The organism is Streptomyces sp. NPDC001093, assembly GCF_040298985.1.
Classification (GTDB): Bacteria; Actinomycetota; Actinomycetes; order Streptomycetales; family Streptomycetaceae; genus Streptomyces.
The window spans coordinates 1-21,377 of record NZ_JBEPBF010000155.1; the positions used below are offsets into that span (position 1 = coordinate 1).

A 21,377-nucleotide genomic window follows, 5' to 3' on the forward strand; every position below is an offset into this window, starting at 1 on the left:
CACCACCCGCATGCTGAACATCTCCACCGGCTCCCGGGAGCGTGTCGTCGACCTCACCGCCGAGTGTGAGGACTTCCTGCGCGAGGCGGCGGCCGACCTCGGACGCAAGGACCGGACAAGTACATCTCCGGCAAGATCAGCCCGTACCACCCACAGCGCTGCGTCGGGTCGTTGCGATCCTCGGCCCTCGGCCGCCACCGGAGGAACGACCGCCACCGGTGGGGCTGGGTCCGGACAATGGGGCGCCGCATTGGTTGCGTTCCTCGGCCGCCCCAGACGGCGACCGCCAGGCTGTGGTGCCCCACCAAGATCGGCTGCCCCATGTGGTTTCGATCCTCGGTCGCCCCGAAGCGCGACCGCTAGCGGCATCACGACCGTCCCTAAGGACGTCAGCGAGCCGTTGTGATCCTCGGCCGCCCCGAAAGCCGACCGCAAGCCTGCATCAAATCTGAGACCTTGCACAGGGTGGCTGTGTTGCGATCGTCGGTCGCCGCAGGAGGGGGCGACCACCACCCGATACGACAGATTTTGACGCCACTCCTTACTTAAAGTTGCGATCCGCGGTCACCCCGGAGGGCGACCGCCGCCCGGGAGGCGCGGTTCGCCGTGGTGATCGACACCTTGTTGCGATCCGCGGTCGCCCCGGAGGGCGACTGCCACGGCCGGCCACCCCGATCACACCACACGACCCGAAGGGTTGCGATCCTCGGCCGCCCCAGAGAGCGACCGCCACTCGTAGAACGGGTCCCCGGAGGCGCACGCCTCGGTGCCGTTGCGATCCTCGGTCGCCCCGGAGGGCGACCGCCACGACTTGGGGCGCCAACTTAGTGATCTCCGTGGAGGAGTTGCGATCCTCGGTCACCCCGGAGGACGACCGCCACCGGCACCGGCCGCCGACGCGCCGCGGACAAGGTGGCCGTTGCGATCCTCGGTCGCCCCGGAGGACGACCGCCACCGTTGAAGATGGCCCCGTAGAACCGGTCGAGATCGAAGTTGCGATCCTCAGTCGCCCCGGAGGGCGACCGCCACGAGCGCGTAGCCGTTGATGTACTGAGCGGTCAAGTTGTTGCGATCCTCGGTCGCCCCGGAGGGCTACCGCCACAGGACCATGATCCGGCCGATCAGCGTGTGCTCGGAGTTGCGATCCTCGGTCGCCCGGGAAGGCGACCGCCACGCCGTATGTGCATCCGGGGTGCCCAGACCTTTCTGGTTGCGATCCTCGGTCGTCCCGGAGAACGACCGCCACGAGGCTTGGACGGCTCCTTTCAGGCTGTAGCCATGGTTGCGAACCACGGTCGCCCCGGAGGGCGACCGCCACGGCCCGTTTGCAGCGCGCTCTTGAGTGCGGCGAGGGAGTTGCGATCCTCGGACGCCCCGGAGGGCGACCGCCACCCACGGCCTCTTGCTCGGGCTTGATGAAGTGCTTGACGTTGCGATCCGCGGTCGCCCCGGAGGGCGACCGCCACCGCCTGGGTGCGGCCTCAAGACGCCCCACTCGCTGTGGTTGCGATCCTCGGTCGCCCCGGAGGGCCGCATTGGCGCGGGCAGTAGGCGTAGTGCTCCAGCGCGGAGAGGGAGACGTGGACGAGGTCTCCCTCTCCGCGCGGCTGTGCTGGTGTGGTCATCCGATCAGGGTGGTGAGGGTGACGCCCTCGGGCAGTCCGGCCTCGTGCACGTCGACTTGGTAGTCGGTGAAGGCGCGGGCGGTGGCGTCGCCGGGGCCCTTGACGGTGATGCGGTCAAGGAGTTGGCGGGCAGGGGCTTTGCCGTACTTGTCGTCGTGGGTGAAGACGTACAGGCCGCGCAGGTTGAGTTCGCCGCGGGCGGCGGCGCGGTCGTGGTCGAACATGAGGGTGAAGGCGCGCCAGAACATGGCGAGGTCGTCGCTGGTGACGCCGGTGCGGGCGGCGAGGGGGGCGCTGAAGTGGCCTTCGCCGCGGTAGAGGCCGTAAGGGACGATGTGTTTGGAGCCCATCTCGGTGTTCTTGCCGGCGTCGACGTCTTCCTGCTTGGTCGGGGTGACGCGGGTGATGCCGTATTCGAGCGGGGTGACGGGGTCGACGGAGCGGGAGAAGGTGAGCTGGACGGGTCCGCGGACGCGGCCGGCCTGGCGGTCCTTTTTGCCTGTGGTCATCACGGCGCCGAACATGCGGACGTCGAAGAAGGTCTGGCACATCCACTGCTGGGCGTCGAGCTGGCTGGCCTTGTCTCCGAGGGCGTCGGGGGCGTAGGCGCGTTCGTGCTGGGCGTTGAGGGCGACGCCGGCTTCGACGTAGATGTCGTAGCCGGGTTTGTTGTCTTCCTCGTTGAGGAGGGAGACGGTGTTGCGGATCTTCCGTTTGAGAGCGACGTCGGTGATCAGACCCTGGCCCGAGACGGGGTCGGTGCGGGGCATGCCGCCGGCGTCGGGGTCGCCGTTGGGGTTGCTGTCGCGTGCCTCGATCAGGTACACGAAGTCGATCTTGCGGGTCGGGTCGAGGTGCGGGTCGGTCATGGATGGCTCTCCTGGTCAAAGTGATGGTCTGCGCCTGCCGTGTTGGGGCAGGAGGGCGTCGGATCGGGTGAGGGTGGTGCTGCGGCGGTCAGGCCGCCGGCTGCTCTGTCCCGGGCTCGCCCGCGCTGCCGTTGTCGCCGGCTTCCTTGGCCGCCTTGTGGGCGGCGCGGGCCGCGTTGTCGGCGGCGCGCTGCTGTTCGTAGCCGAGGACGAACCACGCCTGCTGCCGTGTGGGCAGCAGGACAGGGATGCCGTCGTCGAGTTGGGCGAGCGCGGCGAACGCCTCGGACAGGCGGGCGTCCAGGGCGTAGTACGTGCCGCGTTTGTCGCGGCGCAGCCGTTTGAGGTGGCCGTTGGCGCCGGTGCGCAAGGTGGTGAGGACGGCGGCGGGGGCGGTCATAGCGGTGCCGAAGTACTTGTCGCCGATGGTGGTGTTGATGTCGGGCAGGGCAGCACGCTGGATGGCTTCGAGGACGGCGAAGGCACGCCCGCACAGGTAGCCGGGCTCCCTGTTGGGGTCGTCGAGTTGAGGTGCGGGGCCGGTCACCTGGTGGTCCTTCCGGTTCGGGTGGAGTGCGAGGCGGAGCAGGGCGGTGCGGGGATGGTCCACGCGGCCGTCGGCGCGGATGCGCTGCAGTAGGTAGGGCAGAAGGCGGGCGGGCACAGGGCTGCGGGTGAGGGCGGCGTGCAGCAGCTCGTGCTCCAGGCCCTTCGGTGCGCTGCGGGCCACGTATCGGCCGGCCTTGTCGTCCCAGCGGCCGGCCGCCAGGGCCAGGTGCCACAACGGCAGATAGCGGTACTTGCGCTCCCAGCCGTCGTAGACGTGGTGGTGTTCGAACCAGGCACCGAGGTGGTTGCGCAGGCGGCCGACGGGAATGTCCAGCCAGTCCAGCACCACGGCGCGGGCGTTGTTCAGGCCGAGGGTGAGCGCGTAGTAGGCGCCGGGGTCCAGGCGCTCGGCGGCGACCGGGTCGGGGCACTCGTGCAGCGCGTCCAGCAGCTTGGCGACGCTTTCCTCGGTCGGGGTGTCCAGCGACTCGAAGAGGTCGTCGACCGGCTCCTTGGTCCACCACACACTGACCGTGTCACTGCCACGCCGGCGGTGCGTGTCGGTGGCCAGCAATAGGTTGAGTGCGGCCATGGCGCGGCTGCCGCAGCGCTCGCACACCGGGGTGTTCACCAGCTGCAGGGCCCCGCCGCGTCCCTGGGCGGCGGCGTTGATGCTGATCAGCTGGGAATCCCGGCCCAGGCCGCTGGTGGGGATCGCCCCGGACTTGATGCTCTCGGGGATCGTGGCCAGCAGATCTCCCTGCCGGCCGCAGACCAGGCACAGGCCGGTAGCGCCGCTGCCGGACTTGCGGGCGCGTACGGTCGCCGCCCAGAAGGAGCGGGCAGTGGGCAACTGGTGCAGCCAGGTACCGTCATGGGCCATCAACGCGACGTTGTCGGCGGCCGTGATGCCGTCGGGAAGCTCCACGCGGGACAGACCGCCGCCGGTCACAAAGGTGCGCACGGTCTCGGCGTAGGGATCGTCCGGGGCGGTCTGGGTCCAGGAGAGCAGCAGGTCGGTGTATTCGCCCTGCCGGCGGAGCGCTTCCTGCATGGCCGCCTCGCTCGCGGTCCCGTCCGTGCCTGTCTTCGGCACCGCGAGGACGTACTGGGCGGTGTCGACCATCAGGTACGGCGGCGGCATCTTGCCGGACCGGTAGGCGTAGGGGGTCTCGCTCGTCAGAGGCTTGTCCTTCGACCCCTTGGCGGGCCGGCGGTCGTCGAGCCGCGCGGACTTGCCGTCGACATCGATCCGCAGCACCCACTGAATTTTCTTGGGCCGGTAGTAGGCGGGAGGAAGAGTGCCATCAGCCTCGGCCCGCTCGGCGACCTCCGTCAGACGTTGCAGCAGCATCGGCGCCTCACCCCGCCTCGGCCCCGTCAACGCGCCAGCCGGAGCCGGCAGGCATGGCCACCTCGCCCGCGCCCAGGGGCCTCAGCGGTACCTTCAGCACGCCCTGGCGCAGCTGGGCGTGGAACCAGCGGTACTGCTCGCCTCCGGAGGGCGGATAGACGATGGAGTGCAGCATCACGCCCAGGTCCTCATCGCGTGCGATGGGCGCGGCGTCGGACTGCGGGCCGAAGGAAGCACTGAACTCACGGCAGCCGAGGAACGGCTGGGCGAAGCAGGCGCCCTTGTCCACACGGCGGCGCAGCTGCTCACGGTATTTCTCCTCGCGCCCGCCCTGGCCTCGTTCCGTCAGGACGACCTGCGTGTGGATGCGGTAGTGGACGTCGCGCAGCAGCATGCTGTTGCGCTGGTCCCGGTCCCTCTCGACGTCGTACCGGCGGCGGGGATCCTTCCGCAGGGCCGCGACCTCGCCGGCCGTGGTGACGGACTTGACCTCGTTGCGCCGGATCGACGTCCACTCGATCGGTGCCAGAACCTCGATCGCCCGCACCACGTAGGTGAACTCCGGCTTCCAGAAGATGGCCTCCAAGACCCCCGCCGCAGCGGAAGGACTCATCACCGGATACGAGACCCGCTCCACCTTCAGCTCCGGCCGGGTGAAACAGGCCAGCGGACCGGCCACCTCCACCACCAGGTCCGGAAACACCCAGCCGTCGTTGCCACGCCGCTCAACCCGGCTCTGGGGCACGGCCTTACGCTCTGCCAACCTGCACAACCCCTCTCGCGATTCCCCAACTGGCCACAATCCACGCTGCGTTGTCGTCCAGCGAGGGCGATGCCAGTGGGTGCACACGCTAGAGGCCGCCACTGACATCGCCCGCTGACCTGCTGGTTAACCGACAGACAGGCGAAGCCGCAGCCGCCCGTGCCGCGCTAAGAAGAAAACGACGATCACCACAACTCCCCCTACCGTCACCGGGGCCGGAGTCACTGCCGGATCGATGTACACGAAACCCCTCACCTCTTCATTGAACTTTTCTGGCACAGCAGCTCGATGATGTCGGGCGACCAGGGGGCAGCCGCTACCGGTTTCGCCACAGAGGAGACAAAACTACGTACATCGCCGTACGGGACGAACGGAAGCGAGCGGGGCCCAGGAACTCACGTTCCTGGACCCCGCATCGACCTGGTCAGGCACGGCCAGAAAAGATCAATGTTTCGATCCTCGGCCTACCCACCGGACACCATCCGCTGGTGAGGCCGCCACGTGATCCTTGGCAGACCACAAGGGCCATGGTGGCACGCCCGGACGCGGGCGGGACGGCGGATCGACGGTCACAGGCTGAAGGCCCTGCGGTCTTCGGGCTCGTCCGGGTCCAGTCCTCGCTGCTCGTGGTAAGCCCCGAGCCACCAGATGAGGTCACCAGTGACCGGCAGGGCAAGGCCGGACCGCAAGGCCGCCTCCGCCTCCCGGCGCGGCAGGGAGGCGGTGTGCTGTTGCAGGCTGCGCAGGACCTCCGGCCCGCACGGACGCAGCGGATCGCGCAGCCGGGCAATGGCGGACTCGATGGCCTCCCGGTCTTCCTCGTGGCGGATGACGACCGCGGGAATGCTGTAGCCGTCCTCGATCATCTGGAAGGCGTGGTCGACCGCCGGGAAGTCCAAGCGGCGCCGCAGTTCCTCGATCTCCTCACCCAGCGTGTTCTGCAGGGCGTAGCGGACCGGGTAGTAACGCTCCAGCGCTTCCAGGTCGTCGGGGCGGGCGAGGTCCGGCCCGAAGTAGGTGTCGCTGGCCTGCACCGCTGCCCGGTACTCGGTGCCGCGCGGCTCGCCGCCGTCCGCCGGCCGGAAGATGACCACCGTGCCGCTGGACAGACGGCCATCACGGTTGCAGCGGCCGGCCGCCTGCTGCATCGACTCCGCCGGCGCCCACGCCCGATACACCTGCGGGAAATCGAGATCAACGCCGGCCTCGATCAAGCTGGTCGACACCAGCTGCACCGGCTTACCGTCAGCGAGCAACTCCTTGACATGGTTGATAACTTCACGGCGGTGCCCGCCCGTCATCCGGGTCGACAGATGCCGCACCTCTCCCGCCGCTGCCCGGTCTTCGAGGTGGCGGTGAAGGCGGGCCGCATCCTTAGTGGTACCCGCCACGATCAGGACCTGCCGGTGCCCTGCCGCCTCCTCGGCGATGCTCTCCAAGGTGACGCCCTCGCCTGTCCGCCACTCATAGGTGACCCGGTGCAGCGCTTCGAAGAGAGCGGACGGATCCTCCACGATCGCCCGCCGCTCAAGCCCCCTCCACCGGGGCAGCTCCCAGAACGAGGGCTGGGTGGCCGACACCAGCAGCACGGTGACCCCGAAGTGATCGACGAGCCCGCGCAGCACGCTCAGGATCGGAGCGAGCAGGCGGTCCGGCAGGGCCTGGACCTCGTCCAGCACGATCACGGAGCCGGCCAGGTTGTGCAGACGGCGCATCTGCGACGGCTTGTGGGAGAACAGCGACTCGAACAGCCGCACCGTGGTGGTCACCACGAACGGAGCATCCCAGTTCTCCGCTGCCAGCCTGGCGGCATGCGCCCGCCGCTTCCACTCGTCCTGCTGAGTCTGGGACAACCCGTCGAGCGGCGCCTGCGCATCGAGATCCACCCCGCTGTGGTGCTCCAGCACCACCGTCTCCTCCTCCGAACGAGGCTCAGGATCCAGGAGGCGCCGGTAGACGGCCGCGTTCTGCTCCGTGATGGAAATGAACGGCACGGCCAGAACCACACGCCGCATCCCGTGCGCCGCCGCATGCCGCAGCGCGAACCCCCCGGAAGCCAGCGTCTTGGCCCCACCGGTGGGCACATGCAGCACGTACACGCCCGGCTCCCCCGACGCCGCAGCACACGCCTGCTCGTACACCGACTGCCGCACCGCATCCACCGGAGACGGCTCACGCCCCGCCAGCAACTTCGCCCGCCGCGTCTCGTACCGCTCCACCAGCACGCCCATGTCCACAGGCTCGCGCAGACGCACCGCAGCGTTCTCGAAGTGTGCGGACGTATCCAGGAAGTCCGCATCCACCACACAGCTGAACAGCATGCGCAGCAAGAGATCCAGACCCAGCCGGCGCTCAGGCTTGGGTAGATCCATCAACCATCCCGGCACAGCGGGGCGCGGCTGCGGATGGATCTCCGGAACCACATCCTCCACGGCACGGATGGCTTCCTCGACAAGCCTGGCGTGCTCTCCGCCAGGCTGTGCCTTGACCAGCTCGGTCTTCAACCTGTCCAAGTTCGGCAGGCCACCATGATGGCCGAAGACCACCGCGCCGAACGCCAACTGCGTATACCGGTCGGCCAGGAGAGTGCCGGCGTGCTTGTGCGGCAGCCCGACCCGGCCGCCACCACGACGCTCCGCCGCCAGGAGCCCATCCCGCCAAGAACAAGTCCCCTTGCCCACATCGTGGATCAAGGCAAGGTACGCAGCCAACTCCCCCGCACCGAACACCCCACCGAACCGCCTCGCCAGCGCCGCCGAGCCACGCAGATGCCCCTCCAGCGAATGCCGCCTCCCCGACACAGCACTGCGACTGTGCGCGTACAACTGACCAACGGACGCCTGCATAGCCAACCCCCCAGGACAGAACACAACCTGTGCGTGAACCTTGCGGATCGGAAACGTACACGCCGCCACTGACGACGAGCCTGTAAAAGTAGAAGCAAGATGAGGCAGCCGACAGTCGCGGCTATGATCCGGAGCCCTTATCGGTGACAACGAGCCTGCTTCGGAACCTGAGGTGCACACGCAACACGCGGACCGCACCGAAGCCGACGACCCATTTCGCGCCATGCGTCCCTCCTCAGTAGCTTTCTAGGAACTACCGACTACTCTGATCTCGCTGGTCAGCCAGCGTGGCGGTCGCCCTCCGGGGCGGCCGAGGATCGCAACGGCGGGCCCGCCCAGGTCGCCACCACCGTTGCGTCGTGGCGGTCGCCCTCCGGGGCGGCCGAGGATCGCAAGTACGCGGAGCGCTACCCCGACGGCTACCGGCACGATTGTGGCGGTAGCCCTCCGGGCGGCCGAGGATCGCAACACCAACATGCCCGAACTGCTGACCGCGTGGTGGGTGTGGCGGTCGCCCTCCGGGGCGGCCGAGGATCGCAACTGATAGTTGGTTCGCTCGGTCGTGGCTTCCATGAGTGGCGGTCGCCCTCCGGGGCGACCGAGGATCGCAACGCGGACCTGGTGCGCGACTACAGCGCGCCCGACCTGTGGCGGTCGCCCTCCGGGGCAACCGAGGATCGCAACTCCACGCTCAAGGGGCTCATCGGGTCGTACGACGTCGTGGCGGTCGCCCTCCGGGGCGACCGAGGATCGCAACACCCCGAAGTACCCGAAGTCCGACACCACTGGCGCCAGGTGGCGGTCGCCTCCGGGGCCGTTCCCCGACTCCCCGCTGTATGCCGTGATGCTGCTCGACCGCACACACGCGGCCTGACTGGCGCCACCTTACGGCCCGCGCCCGCCCTCGAAGGGGGTGAGGGCGGGCGCTGTCACTTCGTGGGCCTGCACCGCTGCGGCGTCGGATCACCGCCGCGGCGGGTCAGTCCCCTTCCCGGTGTTGCGCCCTGGTGTCAGTCGCAGGTGTTCAGCATCTCGACGAGCTTGTTCTTCTCAGGCCCGGTGATGCTCAGCCCGTAGCCGTACTTCACGTCGGTCCAGGCCCGCGCGTACGTGCACCAGTAGTCCTTGTTCGGCGGCGCCCACTGGTCGGGGGACTGGTCACCCTTGGACCGGTTGGAGCCGGCCGAGACGGCGATCAGCTGCGAATGGTCGAGATCGTTCGCGAACCTCTTCCGCTTGTCAGTGGTCCAGGTGTCCGCACCAGAGCGCCAGGCGTTAGCGAGGGGCACCATGTGGTCGATGTCGATCTTGGAGGCGGAATCGACCGTCTTGTCGTCGTAGGGGCTGTACCAGGTTCCGGCGACGGCCCGGCACAGCGAGTCCTGCGTGACGCCCTTCCCGTCACGGGCGAGGACAACCTCGCGGGTGTCGCATTCCCCGTACTGCTTGATCCAGTGAGGGAACTTCGCGCGGCTGTAGCCGGCCATCGAGTGGGGGGCCTCGATGACGAGTTCGTCGAGTTCCTTGCGGGCGACGTCGGCGCCTGGAGGCTCGGGAAGGTCACGCCGCACGACCTGCGCGGCTGCTGTGGTTGCGGGAGTGGCGGCGGCAGCGGGGACGGCGCTGACCGTGACGAGGAGGGACAGACACGTCACGGCGAGGGTGGCGGCGCGGCGCCGCACGGATGAGATGATCACGAAGGAATCAACTAGCGGCACGGGCCGCCGCAGTGCTGCTTCGTCCCTCGATCGCGGTGTGCCGCTCTGGCTAGTTGACGCGGTGAGCCGCCCTGCTTCCCGCCGGCGTCCCGCGACCGGGTGACGTGGCGTGGATATGCCCCGGCTGGTCAGCCTGGGGCAGCTAGGCTGCCCGCCGAATAGCCAGCTCGGTGAGAGGGAGCCAAAGGCGTCGGCAGCAGTGGTGAGCCTGCGGGATCTCTGCGATGGCACTGATCACGGCAGCCAGGCACCACTTCTCATCCCGGCGGGACACCGGCATCAGCCGGCCGCAGTGCCGGCGGCGCTCGGGCACAGCGCACAACGACACTGCCGGCCCTGCCCACCGCCGAGGTCGCGCGCAAGGAACTGGCCGGCCTGACGGTCGCGGCCCAGGGGACAATGAGCGGCTTCAGCCGTGCCAAGTTCCCGCACTGGGCCGAGCAGGGCGCCCACTGCGACGCCCGGGAAAGGGTGCTCGAGCGCGACGGCACCGGCGTGCAGCGGGCTGCCGAGTGCCGGGCGAGCTCGGGCCGGTGGACCAGCGTCTACGACGGCAAGATCCTCACCTCTGATGAAGGAAATCTATGCGCCCACACCGACCACCCCCAGCAGCGCAAAGCGGACCCCTGCGAAAGCCGGACCAGGAAGCGATGAACATGAGCGCGGCTGCAGGCCCTGACCGGCACGTCGACGCGGTCACGGCCGGGCCGGGCGGGGTGATGACCGACGACGTCGGCGTCATCACCGGCGACCTGACCGTGCGCACGGATCTCGGCACCGACGGACGCACCGCGCACGTCAGCGTCCAGTACACCGGCGCCGAGGAGTGGTACACCCTTACGGGAAGTCCCGCGCCCGTCCCGGACGGCGACCTCGCGGCCTACCACCAGGGCCTGCTCGACCGCATCCGGCAGGGCCAGGCCGCCGAGGCTTCCTGATGCTGCGGGTGCCTGCGCCCCGACCCGCGTTGCGGCACAGGCGCCCGCAGCCCCACTGCGCGAAAGACGCCGACCAACCCTCGTGCATCAAGGGACTTTTCGATGATCCGAGCCGGCTCGTTCCTCGGGCGCCTCGTCAAGGCCCTCGCCGCCGAACCCGCCCCGACCCCGCCGGGCCACAGGCCCAGCCTCGCGCGACGGTTCATCAACGCCCTCGCTTGCCGGCCGCCCCACGCCTGACCCCAGGCCCAGGATCAACGCGCGAAGGACGCCCGGTAGCTTCGGGTGACGGGGCTGAGCACTGCCGGCTCCGCCCCGTAGCACCCCGCTCAGTTCAACACCGCCGCCCGGCGGGCCGGCCCGTCAGGCAGCCAGGCCGAGCTTGCTCAGCGCGGTGGTCCAGTCGGTGACGATCGCGTTCTGCGCGGCCTTCAGGGTGACCTTGCCGGAGCAGACGGCGGTGTGCAGCTTAGTCTCCACCAGGTCCTTCAGGTTGTTCACCCCCGAGTCCGCCTTGTGGCCTGGATCGGCCGGCTCCACCCACAGATTGCGGGCGTCGTTCGGGTCCCCGCCGAGCTGGAGGCTGATGAGGTGGTCGTACTCGGCGTCACCCATCTTGCCGGTGTAGCCATAGGAAGCGGCGTTCAGCCGCTTCTCCTTGCCGGTCACCGCCTCCGGCGGCCGGATGTTCTTCGTGTAACCGCCCTTGCGGCAGATCGTCGTCGCCAGATTCCCCTGCGTCACCGCCGGAGACGTCGCCCCCGGCGTGCACTTCAAGTCCTCAAGCCGCTCACCCTTCTCCATGCGGTAGTGGCAACTGCCCGCCGGCGGCTGCTCCTGCACCGTGTACGTCGACTGCGGCCCCGCACCCACCGGGATCTCCCCCACCGACCCGCCGGCCCCTGCCGTATTCGACGGCCCGGCAGCCGACGCACCGTTCTTCCCCGCCGATCCCCCACCCGAATGCGTGCCCGAGGACGAACACCCCGCCAGCACAAGGCAGGACAGCACCACCAGCGGGACAGCACGACGACACAACGAACTCATGACGACCCCTCACGGACGAACAGCAGCTGAGCAAATGCTCCCCCACCCCTTTACCCGGCTACTCCCCGGGACCCGGGCGGACAGGCGCACGCCCCCTCGCGACGGGGGTGCTGAGCCCACGGCACTTGCCGTGGCGCCCGTGTGAGGCCATCGACTCGGCCGCCCTCCGGCGGCGTCTACGCCAGTACGTCACTTCGACGTGTCCCCCACCCGAGTGCCACTGTCCCCGGCGCGCGGCGGAGGCTATGTGTCGAGTCCGTCGTTGCTGTAGTGAATCGGGTACTCGGTGGTGAAGTCCTCGACGGGCGTGGCCATGTCTGCGCCTATTGGTCACGCGCCTGCCGGTCCTCGTCGCTGAGGAGAGGGTGCACGGGTTCTGTGACGGGTGCGTGCCAGAGCTACGCCCTGCTGAAGGTCACCTTCAAGGCTCTCCGCAGGGTGAGCCTCGACCCGTCGGCCATCACCCGCATCGCCCGAGCCGCCCTCGTCCTGCTTCAGCTGGAGCACGCCGCACTGCCGGAACCGAGATGACGAACCGTCACGAGACGGCACCGCGAAGGGTTCACTGATCTCGCTCAAGAATCGGTCGATGGATGAGCGGCTTCGTCTATCGAGACCCGCCCCCGCCAGTAGGCAAGCTGGTCTCTCGTTCTCAGGGTGTTGGGATGGTCGGGCCCATGCATCTGCAGCCGGTCGGCCAGCAGAGCGGCCAGAGCCTCTGCAGCTCCCGCTGCGTCCCCTGCCTGGCCCTGTCGAACGGCCAACCAGTAGGCAAGCTCGTTCTTCGTTTTCAAGGTGTCAGAGTGGTCAGGACCCCGGGCCCGTAGCCGGTCGGTGAGCAGTTCAGTCAGGGCTTCTGCAGCTCCGGCTGCGTCGCCAGCCTCGCCCCGCCAGATGGCGAGCCAATAGCGGTCCCGCAGAGTGTCAGGATGATCGGGCCCCTGGATCCGTAGTCGGTCGGTGAGCAGTTCAGCCAGGGCTTCTGCAGCTCCGGCTGCGTCGCCAGCCTCGCCCCGCCAGATGGCGAGCCAATAGCGGTCCCGCAGAGTGTCAGGGTGGTCAGGCCCCTGGATCCGCACTTGGTCGGTTAGTAGCTCGGCGAAAGCCTCCGCAGCACCAGCCGCATCCCCAGCCTCGCCCCGCCACTTGGCCAGGCAAGATCGGTTGTTTAGGGTCCAGGGGTGATCAGGGCCGAGAACCCGAACCCTGTCGTTCAGCAGCTCGGCGAAAGCCTCCGCAGCACCAGCCGCGTCCCCCGCGTGCCCGCGCCATTCCGCGAGGCTGTGGCGAGTTCCCAGAGTGAAGGGATGATCTGGTCCCTGGATCCGCAGTCGGTCGGTCAGCAACTCGGCGAAAGCCTCCGCAGCACCAGCGGCATCTCCAGCCATTCCTCGCCACACGGCGATACCGAAGCGAGTGTCCAGCGTGTCGGGATGGTCGGGACCTTGGATGCGCAGCCGGTCGGTCAGTAGCTCGGCGAAAGCCTCCGCAGCACCGCGTTCATCGCCAGCCTGGCCTCGGTTCTCGGCAAGGTTGGTCCGAGCCTCCAGGGTGTCAGGGTGGTCTGGCCCAAGAAATGTCCGAAGCCTGTCCACCAGATACTGGAAGTGCCTTACGGCAGTGGTGACCTGGCCCGCCTTGCTCAAGCTGACACCTACGTGGACAAGCAGGTGATGGGGCTCCCCACCGCTGAATAGAGCGTCTCCAGCGCAGCGGACGACGGCTTGTGCGTTAGCACGCAGAGTCTGAGCCAGCGGGGTGACCACGCGCTGAGGGTCAGGCCAGTCGGCGAGTAAGGCGTCACCGGCGGCGCGGGCGGTCTGGCTATGGTTCTGAGGACTGAGAGTGTCGCGGGTGGCGCGTTGGATGAGCTGGTGAACACGCACTGAATGCTGTGGAGACTCGGGATTGTGGTCGATGAGGCTCAGACGGTGCAGAGCACGGAGTGCGCCCCACACGTCCAGCTCTGTCACTTCGTCCACGGTGCTCTGCTTAGCTGCGGTCTGGGTGCGGTGCTGAGCGAGGTAGGTTCGGGCAGGCTCACTGGTCAGAACGCTCTGGGGAATGCCGTTCGGATCCAGCATGGCAGCGAGCTGAAGAGTGGGGCGGGCGAGGCCGGCGGGGTTGAGGTTGTCAGCGCGTTCGATCGACAGCGACCAGGTAGCGCTCACGGTGGTGTTCTGGTCGTCTGGCAACGTGCCGGGATCGGGCAGCATGCTGGCGAGGCTGTTGGCGCGGTCGGTGAGTCGACGGCGGTAGCTGGGGCACTGCCGGTGGGTACATCGCGAGCAGCTGATGGGAATGTCGGCATCGACGATGTAGGCAGCAGCCTGCGAGAGAGCTAGCGGAAGGTAGCCGAGGTCCTGGGCCAGCGCACGGAGCTCGTCCGGGGCATCGTGCCGTCCATGCTCAGCAAGGAAGTCAACCAGATACGCGACTGCCTGATCAGGAGTGAACACCCCGAGGTCGATCCGATGGCCAGGTAGAGCAGCATCGCGGCGCCGTGTGGTGACCACCGTGCGGCCGTACGGATTCTTCGCCGGCCAAAGCCCGGTCACGTCAGCGGGATCGGCGACATCGTCCAGTACGACCAGCCATCGGCATACGGGCTCGGATCCTGGCGGCTTAGGTTCAAGCCATCTCAGGAACGCCTGTGCGGATCTTTCGGGGTCACCAGGTTCGTGCGCGAGGAGTTCTTCGGCAGCCTGGGCGAAAGCGGAGACGATGGCGGGGCGGCTACTGGCGCTGACCCAGACCAGCACGTCCAATTCGTCCCCAGTCCACGCCTGCCGCGCGTAGTGGGCGGCGAGCTGGGTCTTACCGACGCCGCCGGTGCCGCGCAGCACCTGGCACAGCACCGCGGTGCCGCTGCTGTTCAGCGCGGCACGCAGATGGTCGGTCTCGCCTCGTCTCTGGAAGGCCGCAGCTTCGCGGGGAAGTACACCGACTTGGTGCGGCCATGGGACCGGCTCCCGCCCATGCACGTGCACGGTCGTGATGTCACCACTGTGGTATCCACTGATGGATACTCCTGCCGGCCCAGAAGTCGCCTGACCTGTGTCCCGAACCTCGATATTCCGCCGTCCTGCCATACAGCTCCCCCTGCTAATACCTGGGCTACTTCTCGCTGTACCCGCTGATAGCGTCACCATCTCCGGTCGCTTCGGCATCGCCTGTCCGCTCGACAGTGACAGGGCGCGCAGATCCGCTCCCGTGATAACCCGTGACGGCGTTGCCCTTGCCTGCTGTCTTGGCGGTGCTGGTTTCGCGAACGACGACGGCTGATTGGCTGACGCCAGGGAGCGCTGCCCAGATTCCGACGCCTACCGCTGCAACACCTGCGAGAGCGGAGGCCACCGTCGCCATCCGGCTTGCTGTCTCCCACTGCGAGACGGCGAACATCCACCCCAGGACAGCGACCACCACGCACGTCGCGACCAACACCATGCGCTTCAAAGTCATCTTGTCATCGTCGCTCAGGCTGAGTTGCGATGGGAGTGCTTCGGCCGAGCCTCTCATGTTCCGGAACGCAGTGACGGCGGACCCCCGGCAGGTCGCCGTCCGTGACATCAGCGTCGTCCCCCCGACCTTGATCCGGGACCGAAGCGAACGAACTGAGCTGGCAGCGCAGACGCTCGAGCTCGGCGTCCTTGGCCGCCAGAACCGACAGCAGGCGCCAGTGACGCTCCTTGAGCTGCGTGAGTTCTGTGTGGGTGCGGGCGAGTTTGCCGGTGAGCCGCTGTGTAGATCACGCAGCCCGGTGATGCGGGCCTCGCGAGGGTCGGGCTGCTGACCGGCGGCCCAGGCGGCTGACCGCCGCTTTTCGAACTCGTCCCTTGAGGTGGCCCCAGGTCCGATGGAGAGACGCGCGGGAGATGCCCGCCTCGCGGGCGAGCGTCTTGACGTCGCAGGCGCCGCCGGGCGAGATCTGCCCGGCCAGCAGCCGGTCGATGGCCGCGCGGATGGGCCGCTCGATCTGATCGCGCTGCTGGTGGCTCAGTGCCATCATCTGGCCTTTCCGGCTGCCGTGTCGATCTCTTGGGGGACCGCGCGCAGCCACCAGCTCCGGCCGCGTGCTGAACACCGCGATACGGTGCCGGCGCAGATGCGTAAGCCAGTCTCGGGCCGCCAACGCGTACGCCCGCCACGCATTCGGTGACGGCGCCCCGCTCGACGGCAGCGTACGAAGCCAGGCATTCACCGCCCGCGTCGCCCTAGGGCCGTCCTCGTCCTCGAACAGGCAGTCGTCGTCGAACAGCACCGGCACCCGCTCAGGGATCAACGGCTCGCCATCGAGCCCCTAGGACTGTCAGCCCTCGGCAGAGAAGAAGTGCACCGACACGCGGCGGGACGGTACGTCCGCGACACGACCCTCATCAACTGCTAATCCCACGTCCGATCAACGGGAGTTGAGGAATGTGAGACACGCAAAGAAAGCAGCGACAACCACGCACCACAGATAGTCCACCGCCACGCCCTGCCCGCACGTCGAAAGGCTTCACCGACGACCGCAGACACGACACGAAGCGCAGCCCGCCATGAGGCTGGCTGCTGCAGCCGATTACGCCGCCGCGTAGCTCGCCCGGAACAGATCCTGCGCCCGCTCCACGTCCTTCGGCGTACGGAGCTGCACCTCCAGATCACCCGTACCGTGGTGCCCGAGACCGGACACGTCCCGGGTGAAGCCCGGAACAAGGTCGACATCCTTCGGGTCGACCTTCAAGTAGACCAACAGTTTGCTCCGCTGCGGCGGACACAGGCAGGCGAAGTTCCGCAGCCGCTGATACGCCCGGTAGGTCTTGCGCTCAACCCGGTTCACGCCGTCCCCGAGCCCGAGCAGGACCTCGTCGACCGCGCCCGCCAACTCCACCATCGACGCGCCCTGGACGTCGGCCGCCACACGGGCAACCGCCTGGCGTCGCGCCCGACGGCCCACCTGCATGCCGCCGCTCACGGAGGCCACGGTCTCAAGCCCGAGCAGATCGCCCTCTGCGTGAACCTTCCGGATCGGAAACGTACACGCCGCCACTGACAACGAGCCGGTACAAGTAGAAGCAAGGTGAGGCAGCCGACAGTCGCGGCTATGATCCGGAGCCCTCATCGGTGACAAAGAGCCCGCTTCGGAACCTCAAGTGCACACGCAACACGCGGACCGCACCGAAGCCGAACGACCCATTTCGCGCCATGCGTCCCTCCTCCGTAGCTTTCTAGGAACTACCGACTACTCTGATCTCGCTGGTCAGCCAGCGTGGCGGTCGCCCTCCGGGGCGGCCGAGGATCGCAACCACGACTGCGGGCACGTCCACGAGAACACCGGCCCTGTGGCGGTCGCCCTCCGGGGCGGCCGAGGATCGCAACTTCGGAGTCCCGCAGTCCCGGACCGCGGCTACTGGGGTGGCGGTCGCCCTCCGGGGCGGCCGAGGATCACAACGGCAAGGGCGCCCACATGACCGGCGTCATCACCGTGGTGACGGTCACCCTCCGGGGCGGCCGAGGATCGCAACCTTGCGGGTGGCGCCATTACTGAAGAGGAACTCGACAGTGGCGGTCGTCCTCCGGGACGGCCGAGGATCGCAACTGCTGGTCCTCTTCGGAGAGGCTGCGGCCGGCACTGGCGGTCGTCCTCCGGGGCGGCCGAGGATCGCAACATGCTCATCACCGGTGAGCAGCGCTGGGGGGCGGGCGTGGCGGTCGTCCTCCGGGGCGACCGAGGATCGCAACCCCGACACCATCGCCACCCTGACCGACCACGAGATCGTGGCGGTCGTACTCCGGGGCGGCCAAAGATCGCACCTTTAGCCCGCCGATGCCCAGCCCGGGCTTCGACGCTCCTCCTGGACCAATCGATAGACCTCCCGAGCCACATACCGCTTCAGGCAGCGGATGATTTCACGCCGGGTTTTCCCTTCCAACACCCGTCGCTCGTAGTACGTCTGGGTCCGCGGATCCCAGCGCAGCCGGGACAGCACGACACGGTGCAGAGCAGCGTTCGCCTGTCGGTTTCCACCGCGGTTGAGCCGACGATGCTGTCGGCTGCCCGATGAGTACTCCACCGGACTTGCACCGCACAACGCGGCGAACGACGCCTCGCCCCGCATGCGGTCACTGTTCTCGCCTATGGCCGTCAACAAGACAGCGGCACTGTGCGGTCCGATTCCCACAGCGTCGACCAGGCGGGGGTAATGGCACCCGATCACTGCGGACAGACGGCGCTCCAGCACTCGGGCCTGCGCTCTCAGTTGCTCGATTCGCTCGGCCAGCGCATGCAATGTGAATCTTGTCGCCCTCAATACCGGATCCGTCTCCTCCCCGCCTTCACTCAGCTGTAAGCAGGCTTGGATGAGCGCACGGCGCGGCAGATTGGCCAATTCTTCCCGCAGCGCAGGATCGGCGGTGACCAAGATCGCCTTGAGCTGGTTCACGGCCTGCCGTTGGGCTTTCACAGCAGAGTCTTTGGCCACCATGTACATACGGGCGATCTCGGCCGGACCGCTCCCTGACTTCGCGGGGGACCTCGCACGGCCGCTGAGCACGGACCGCGCGGCAGCTTCTGCATCACCCTGGTCGGACTTCCTCCGCCGGCGGCGGGCCGAACGCCCAGGGCCGGGAGCCTCGATGACCTCGATACCTTGCGACAGCAGATACCGGGACAGCGCCGCCCCATAGTTTCCAGAACATTCCACTCCGGCACGCCGAACAACGCCCAACCTAACGGCCCATTCCACAAGCTGGCGATAGCCGCTCGCGGTAGCCGGGAAGCTCTCAGCAGCCAATACGTTGCCCGCCTTCGAAAGCACCGCTGCTACGTGAGTATCGCGATGCGTGTCGACCCCGAGAATCACCTCATCTGCATTCGAGGAGCGGCCCACGGAGCGAACAGGCTTTAACGGCTCGATGTTCATTCATTCCCGTCGACGGTCAAACAGCGGTCTCGCCGCCGGCCCGGAAGAGCGGTCACTAGTGACACGGTGCAGAAACCTCTCGCATGGCAGTGCTCCGGACACGCTCGCCCGAACCAGCGTCTTACGTGCGCTGCCTCGCCCCGCGAATGACACAGGATGGTTAAGACACTCTGGTCAGAGGTGTCAGGAGTCAGGTCCCGGCACTACGGCAGCGTTCGCCGTCATTCGTACCAACCGCCGCTCGCCCTCACGCAGATGACGCCTGCCGAATGCATATGTGTTGAAGCCCAGCAGCACCCACGCGCCCCAGGCGCACCTTCACGGCGGATCAACGCGCCCCGCGCGAACGGCACCCCGGCACTCTCCGCCAGAGCCGTCGGCCACGCCCGCGACTTGCCCGGCTCGCACACATGAGCCGCAGCCAGGTACACCTGTACGCCGGACGGTCGGTCCACGGTGCGTGACCACGCCTTCGCGGCCTCTGCCATCGACGCATCGCCGGTCACGGACGCGACCTACGTCATCGACACCGCAGGCACCATCCGCCGGGCCTTCACCGACACGAACTACACCGCCGCGACAAGCCGTCCGAGACCCTGGCACCGTTCCCCCCAGCCGGGCGAGCCAGCAGGGGGTTCTGCATCACCTGTTCTGTCACACGCCTGTCACGAACACCGTCGACGTACTCGGACCACAAGAGCCTCGCCTACGGCAACGGCATCGTTTCGGACCACATGGACGCCAGAAGACGCTTCCGACTACCTGTGCCATGTAGTACCGCAGGGAAGCTCCCCCGCCGGCACCACATACCAAGATCCGGACCAGTTGCGGACCAATTCGGCTTCGCATCGGGCGATTCCACCCGTTGCCGCAGGTCAGAAGCGGGTGAGGCCGTGTACCACCAGCAGACGAAGAATCTGCTGCGCCGAACGCGTACCACGCGCATGCGCAACGCCTTGTCCTTGCCCGCAGAGCCGAGCGGCAAAGCCGGGTCGGCCTCTCAGTCAGGTCGCCTACCGCGCAACGGCCCTGAGCCGATCAGCCCCAAGATGTCCGAGTTCAACGGAGCGTAGTCAGCACCAAATCAGCACGGGAGGGGTGAACACGGGTGATGACGTGGGCTTTTAGTCAGCACCAAACCAGCACGGGAGTCAGCACCGCACCGTCAAATCACCCCGAACCGTGCGTCCCGGACAGCACTCGCTTCGACCATCTTCGAGCCCCTGAACCGCCCTTCCGTGAGCCGGCATGGTGGCCGCACGCATAGGCAACGCTCGAACTATGTTGCCCCACCACATGTGCGCCTGACCTGCATGTTTCTACCGTGTGCCGACACGTATCCGTCCCCACCGCACATGAGGAAGTGGCGCACATGGCCTCCGGAACCACCGCTCCCCCACCACCCGTGAACCTCAAGCGCATCGTCGCCGCCAGCCTCATCGGCACCACCATCGAGTGGTACGACTTCTTCCTCTACGGCTCCGCCGCCGCGTTGGTGTTCAACAAGCTGTTCTTCCCGGATTCCGATCCGCTCGTCGGAACGCTCCTGTCCTTCCTGACGTATGCGGTCGGGTTCGCGGCCCGCCCGCTGGGGGCGCTCGTGTTCGGGCACTACGGTGACCGGCTGGGGCGGAAGAAGCTGCTGGTGCTCAGCCTGGTGATGATGGGCGGGGCGACCTTCGCCATCGGGCTGTTGCCCACGCACGCCACGGTCGGGGCCGCCGCGCCCGTGCTGCTGACCACACTGCGGCTCGTCCAGGGATTCGCGCTCGGTGGCGAGTGGGGCGGTGCCGTGCTGCTGGTGTCGGAGCACGGGGATCCGCGGCGGCGCGGTTTCTGGGCCTCGTGGCCGCAGACCGGCGCGCCGGCGGGGCAGTTGCTCGCCACCGGTGTGCTCTCGCTGCTGACCTCCGTACTCTCCGACCACGCCTTCGGGGCCTGGGGCTGGCGGGTGCCCTTCCTGCTCTCCGGGGTGCTGGTGCTGATCGGTCTGTGGATTCGGCTGTCCGTCGACGAATCGCCCGTGTTCAAGGAGGCGTTGGCGCGGGCCGAGTCCCGGCGGACGCAGGAGGCCGAGAAGCTGCCGCTCGTCTCCGTGCTGCGGCACCACTGGCGGGACGTGCTGGTGGCGATGGGCGCCCGCATGGCGGAGAACATCAGCTACTACGTCATCACCGCCTTCATCCTCGTCTACGCCACCACCTCGGCCGGCGTCTCCAAGCAGACCGCGCTCAACGCCGTACTCATCGGCTCCGCCGTGCACTTCGCCGTCATCCCGGCCTGGGGCGCGCTGTCCGACCGGGTCGGGCGGCGGCCCGTGTACCTGCTGGGCGCGGCCGGTGTCGGCCTGTGGATGTTCCCGTTCTTCTCCCTGGTGGACACCGGGTCGTTCGGCTACCTGGTCCTCGCCGTGACCGTCGGGCTCGTGCTGCACGGCGCGATGTACGCGCCCCAGGCCGCCTTCTTCGCCGAGATGTTCGCCACGAGGATGCGGTACTCGGGCGCGTCCATCGGCGCCCAGTTCGCCTCCGTGGCGGCCGGCGCGCCGGCCCCGCTCATCGCCACCGCACTGCTCGACGACTACGGCAGCTCCACCCCGATCGCCCTGTATGTGATCGCCGCCGCGGTGCTGACCCTGGTCGCCGTGGGCGTGGCCCGGGAGACGCGGCACCGGGATCTCGCCCACGTCGAGGCCGAGGGCGGCGAGTCCTCCGCTGCCGACGCGGCCGCGGAGGCGAGGACGGTCTGACCGGCGCGGCCGCGGAG

14 protein-coding genes and 1 pseudogene are annotated in these 21,377 nt (G+C 68.0%); 4 read left to right on the plus strand and 11 right to left on the minus strand.

All coding sequences use genetic code 11. The annotated features are described in order from the left end of the window. Window positions 1-1,621: 1,621 nt before the first annotated feature. From cas7c to ABT288_RS43445, 5 genes are all read right to left on the minus strand, one after another. On the minus strand, window positions 1,622-2,494 hold the full coding sequence (cas7c, locus tag ABT288_RS43425) for a type I-C CRISPR-associated protein Cas7/Csd2 (RefSeq protein ID WP_351620596.1): 873 nt from the start codon (window positions 2,492-2,494) through the stop codon (window positions 1,622-1,624). 88 nt (window positions 2,495-2,582) lie between these two features. Further along, entirely contained in the window at window positions 2,583-4,397 is a 1,815-nt protein-coding gene (gene cas8c, locus ABT288_RS43430) for a type I-C CRISPR-associated protein Cas8c/Csd1 (protein WP_351620599.1), read from the minus strand. Between the two features lie 7 nt (window positions 4,398-4,404). After that, the gene (cas5c, locus tag ABT288_RS43435) at window positions 4,405-5,160 is read right to left on the minus strand and encodes a type I-C CRISPR-associated protein Cas5c (protein WP_351620602.1); all 756 of its coding nucleotides are present in this window, start codon (window positions 5,158-5,160) and stop codon (window positions 4,405-4,407) included. Between the two features lie 569 nt (window positions 5,161-5,729). Further along, window positions 5,730-8,006: a CRISPR-associated endonuclease Cas3'' gene (locus ABT288_RS43440; RefSeq protein ID WP_351620605.1), complete on the minus strand. Its 2,277-nt coding sequence runs from the start codon at window positions 8,004-8,006 to the stop codon at window positions 5,730-5,732. Between the two features lie 1,010 nt (window positions 8,007-9,016). Beyond that, a complete protein-coding gene (locus ABT288_RS43445; RefSeq protein ID WP_502972974.1) occupies window positions 9,017-9,703 on the minus strand; it encodes an HNH endonuclease family protein in 687 nt (228 codons plus the stop codon). 420 nt (window positions 9,704-10,123) lie between these two features. On the opposite strand from ABT288_RS43445, the gene ABT288_RS43450 reads away from it, so the two are divergent. Together ABT288_RS43450 and ABT288_RS43455 are read left to right on the plus strand one after the other, a co-directional pair. Continuing rightward, window positions 10,124-10,378, plus strand: a complete 255-nt coding sequence (locus ABT288_RS43450; RefSeq protein ID WP_351620608.1) for a hypothetical protein — start codon at window positions 10,124-10,126, stop codon at window positions 10,376-10,378. After that, window positions 10,375-10,662, plus strand: coding sequence for a hypothetical protein (locus ABT288_RS43455; protein WP_502972975.1), 288 nt, complete (start codon window positions 10,375-10,377; stop codon window positions 10,660-10,662). Before ABT288_RS43450 ends, ABT288_RS43455 begins: the two co-directional genes overlap by 4 nt. 363 nt (window positions 10,663-11,025) lie before the next feature. Here the strand turns inward: ABT288_RS43455 and ABT288_RS43460 are convergent, their stop codons facing one another. Further along, window positions 11,026-11,535, minus strand: coding sequence for a hypothetical protein (locus ABT288_RS43460; protein WP_351620614.1), 510 nt, complete (start codon window positions 11,533-11,535; stop codon window positions 11,026-11,028). 552 nt (window positions 11,536-12,087) lie between these two features. On the opposite strand from ABT288_RS43460, the gene ABT288_RS43465 reads away from it, so the two are divergent. After that, window positions 12,088-12,240 carry a hypothetical protein gene (locus tag ABT288_RS43465; protein ID WP_351620633.1) on the plus strand — a complete coding sequence of 51 codons (153 nt, stop codon included), beginning with the start codon at window positions 12,088-12,090 and terminating at the stop codon, window positions 12,238-12,240. A gap of 44 nt (window positions 12,241-12,284) precedes the next feature. Here ABT288_RS43465 and ABT288_RS43470 read toward each other — a convergent pair whose 3' ends face one another. The 5 genes and pseudogenes from ABT288_RS43470 to ABT288_RS43490 all read right to left on the minus strand — a co-directional run bounded on the left by ABT288_RS43470 (window position 12,285) and on the right by ABT288_RS43490 (window position 18,611). Then, on the minus strand, window positions 12,285-14,699 hold the full coding sequence (locus ABT288_RS43470) for a tetratricopeptide repeat protein (protein WP_351620617.1): 2,415 nt from the start codon (window positions 14,697-14,699) through the stop codon (window positions 12,285-12,287). Between the two features lie 127 nt (window positions 14,700-14,826). Further along, window positions 14,827-15,171, minus strand: coding sequence for a hypothetical protein (locus ABT288_RS43475; RefSeq protein WP_351620620.1), 345 nt, complete (start codon window positions 15,169-15,171; stop codon window positions 14,827-14,829). A 286-nt stretch (window positions 15,172-15,457) separates the two neighbouring features. After that, window positions 15,458-15,970 (minus strand): hypothetical protein, encoded by a 513-nt coding sequence (locus ABT288_RS43480; protein WP_351620622.1) that lies wholly within the window; start codon window positions 15,968-15,970, stop codon window positions 15,458-15,460. Window positions 15,971-16,270: 300 nt separating this feature from the next. Then, window positions 16,271-16,693 (minus strand): annotated as a pseudogene (locus ABT288_RS43485) (DUF5655 domain-containing protein); the annotation flags it as partial. An 811-nt stretch (window positions 16,694-17,504) separates the two neighbouring features. Beyond that, the gene (locus ABT288_RS43490) at window positions 17,505-18,611 is read right to left on the minus strand and encodes an IS110 family RNA-guided transposase (protein ID WP_351620625.1); all 1,107 of its coding nucleotides are present in this window, start codon (window positions 18,609-18,611) and stop codon (window positions 17,505-17,507) included. Between the two features lie 1,372 nt (window positions 18,612-19,983). Here ABT288_RS43490 and ABT288_RS43495 point away from each other — a divergent pair. Beyond that, window positions 19,984-21,360: an MFS transporter gene (locus ABT288_RS43495; RefSeq protein WP_351620628.1), complete on the plus strand. Its 1,377-nt coding sequence runs from the start codon at window positions 19,984-19,986 to the stop codon at window positions 21,358-21,360. The last annotated feature ends 17 nt before the right edge of the window (window positions 21,361-21,377 follow it).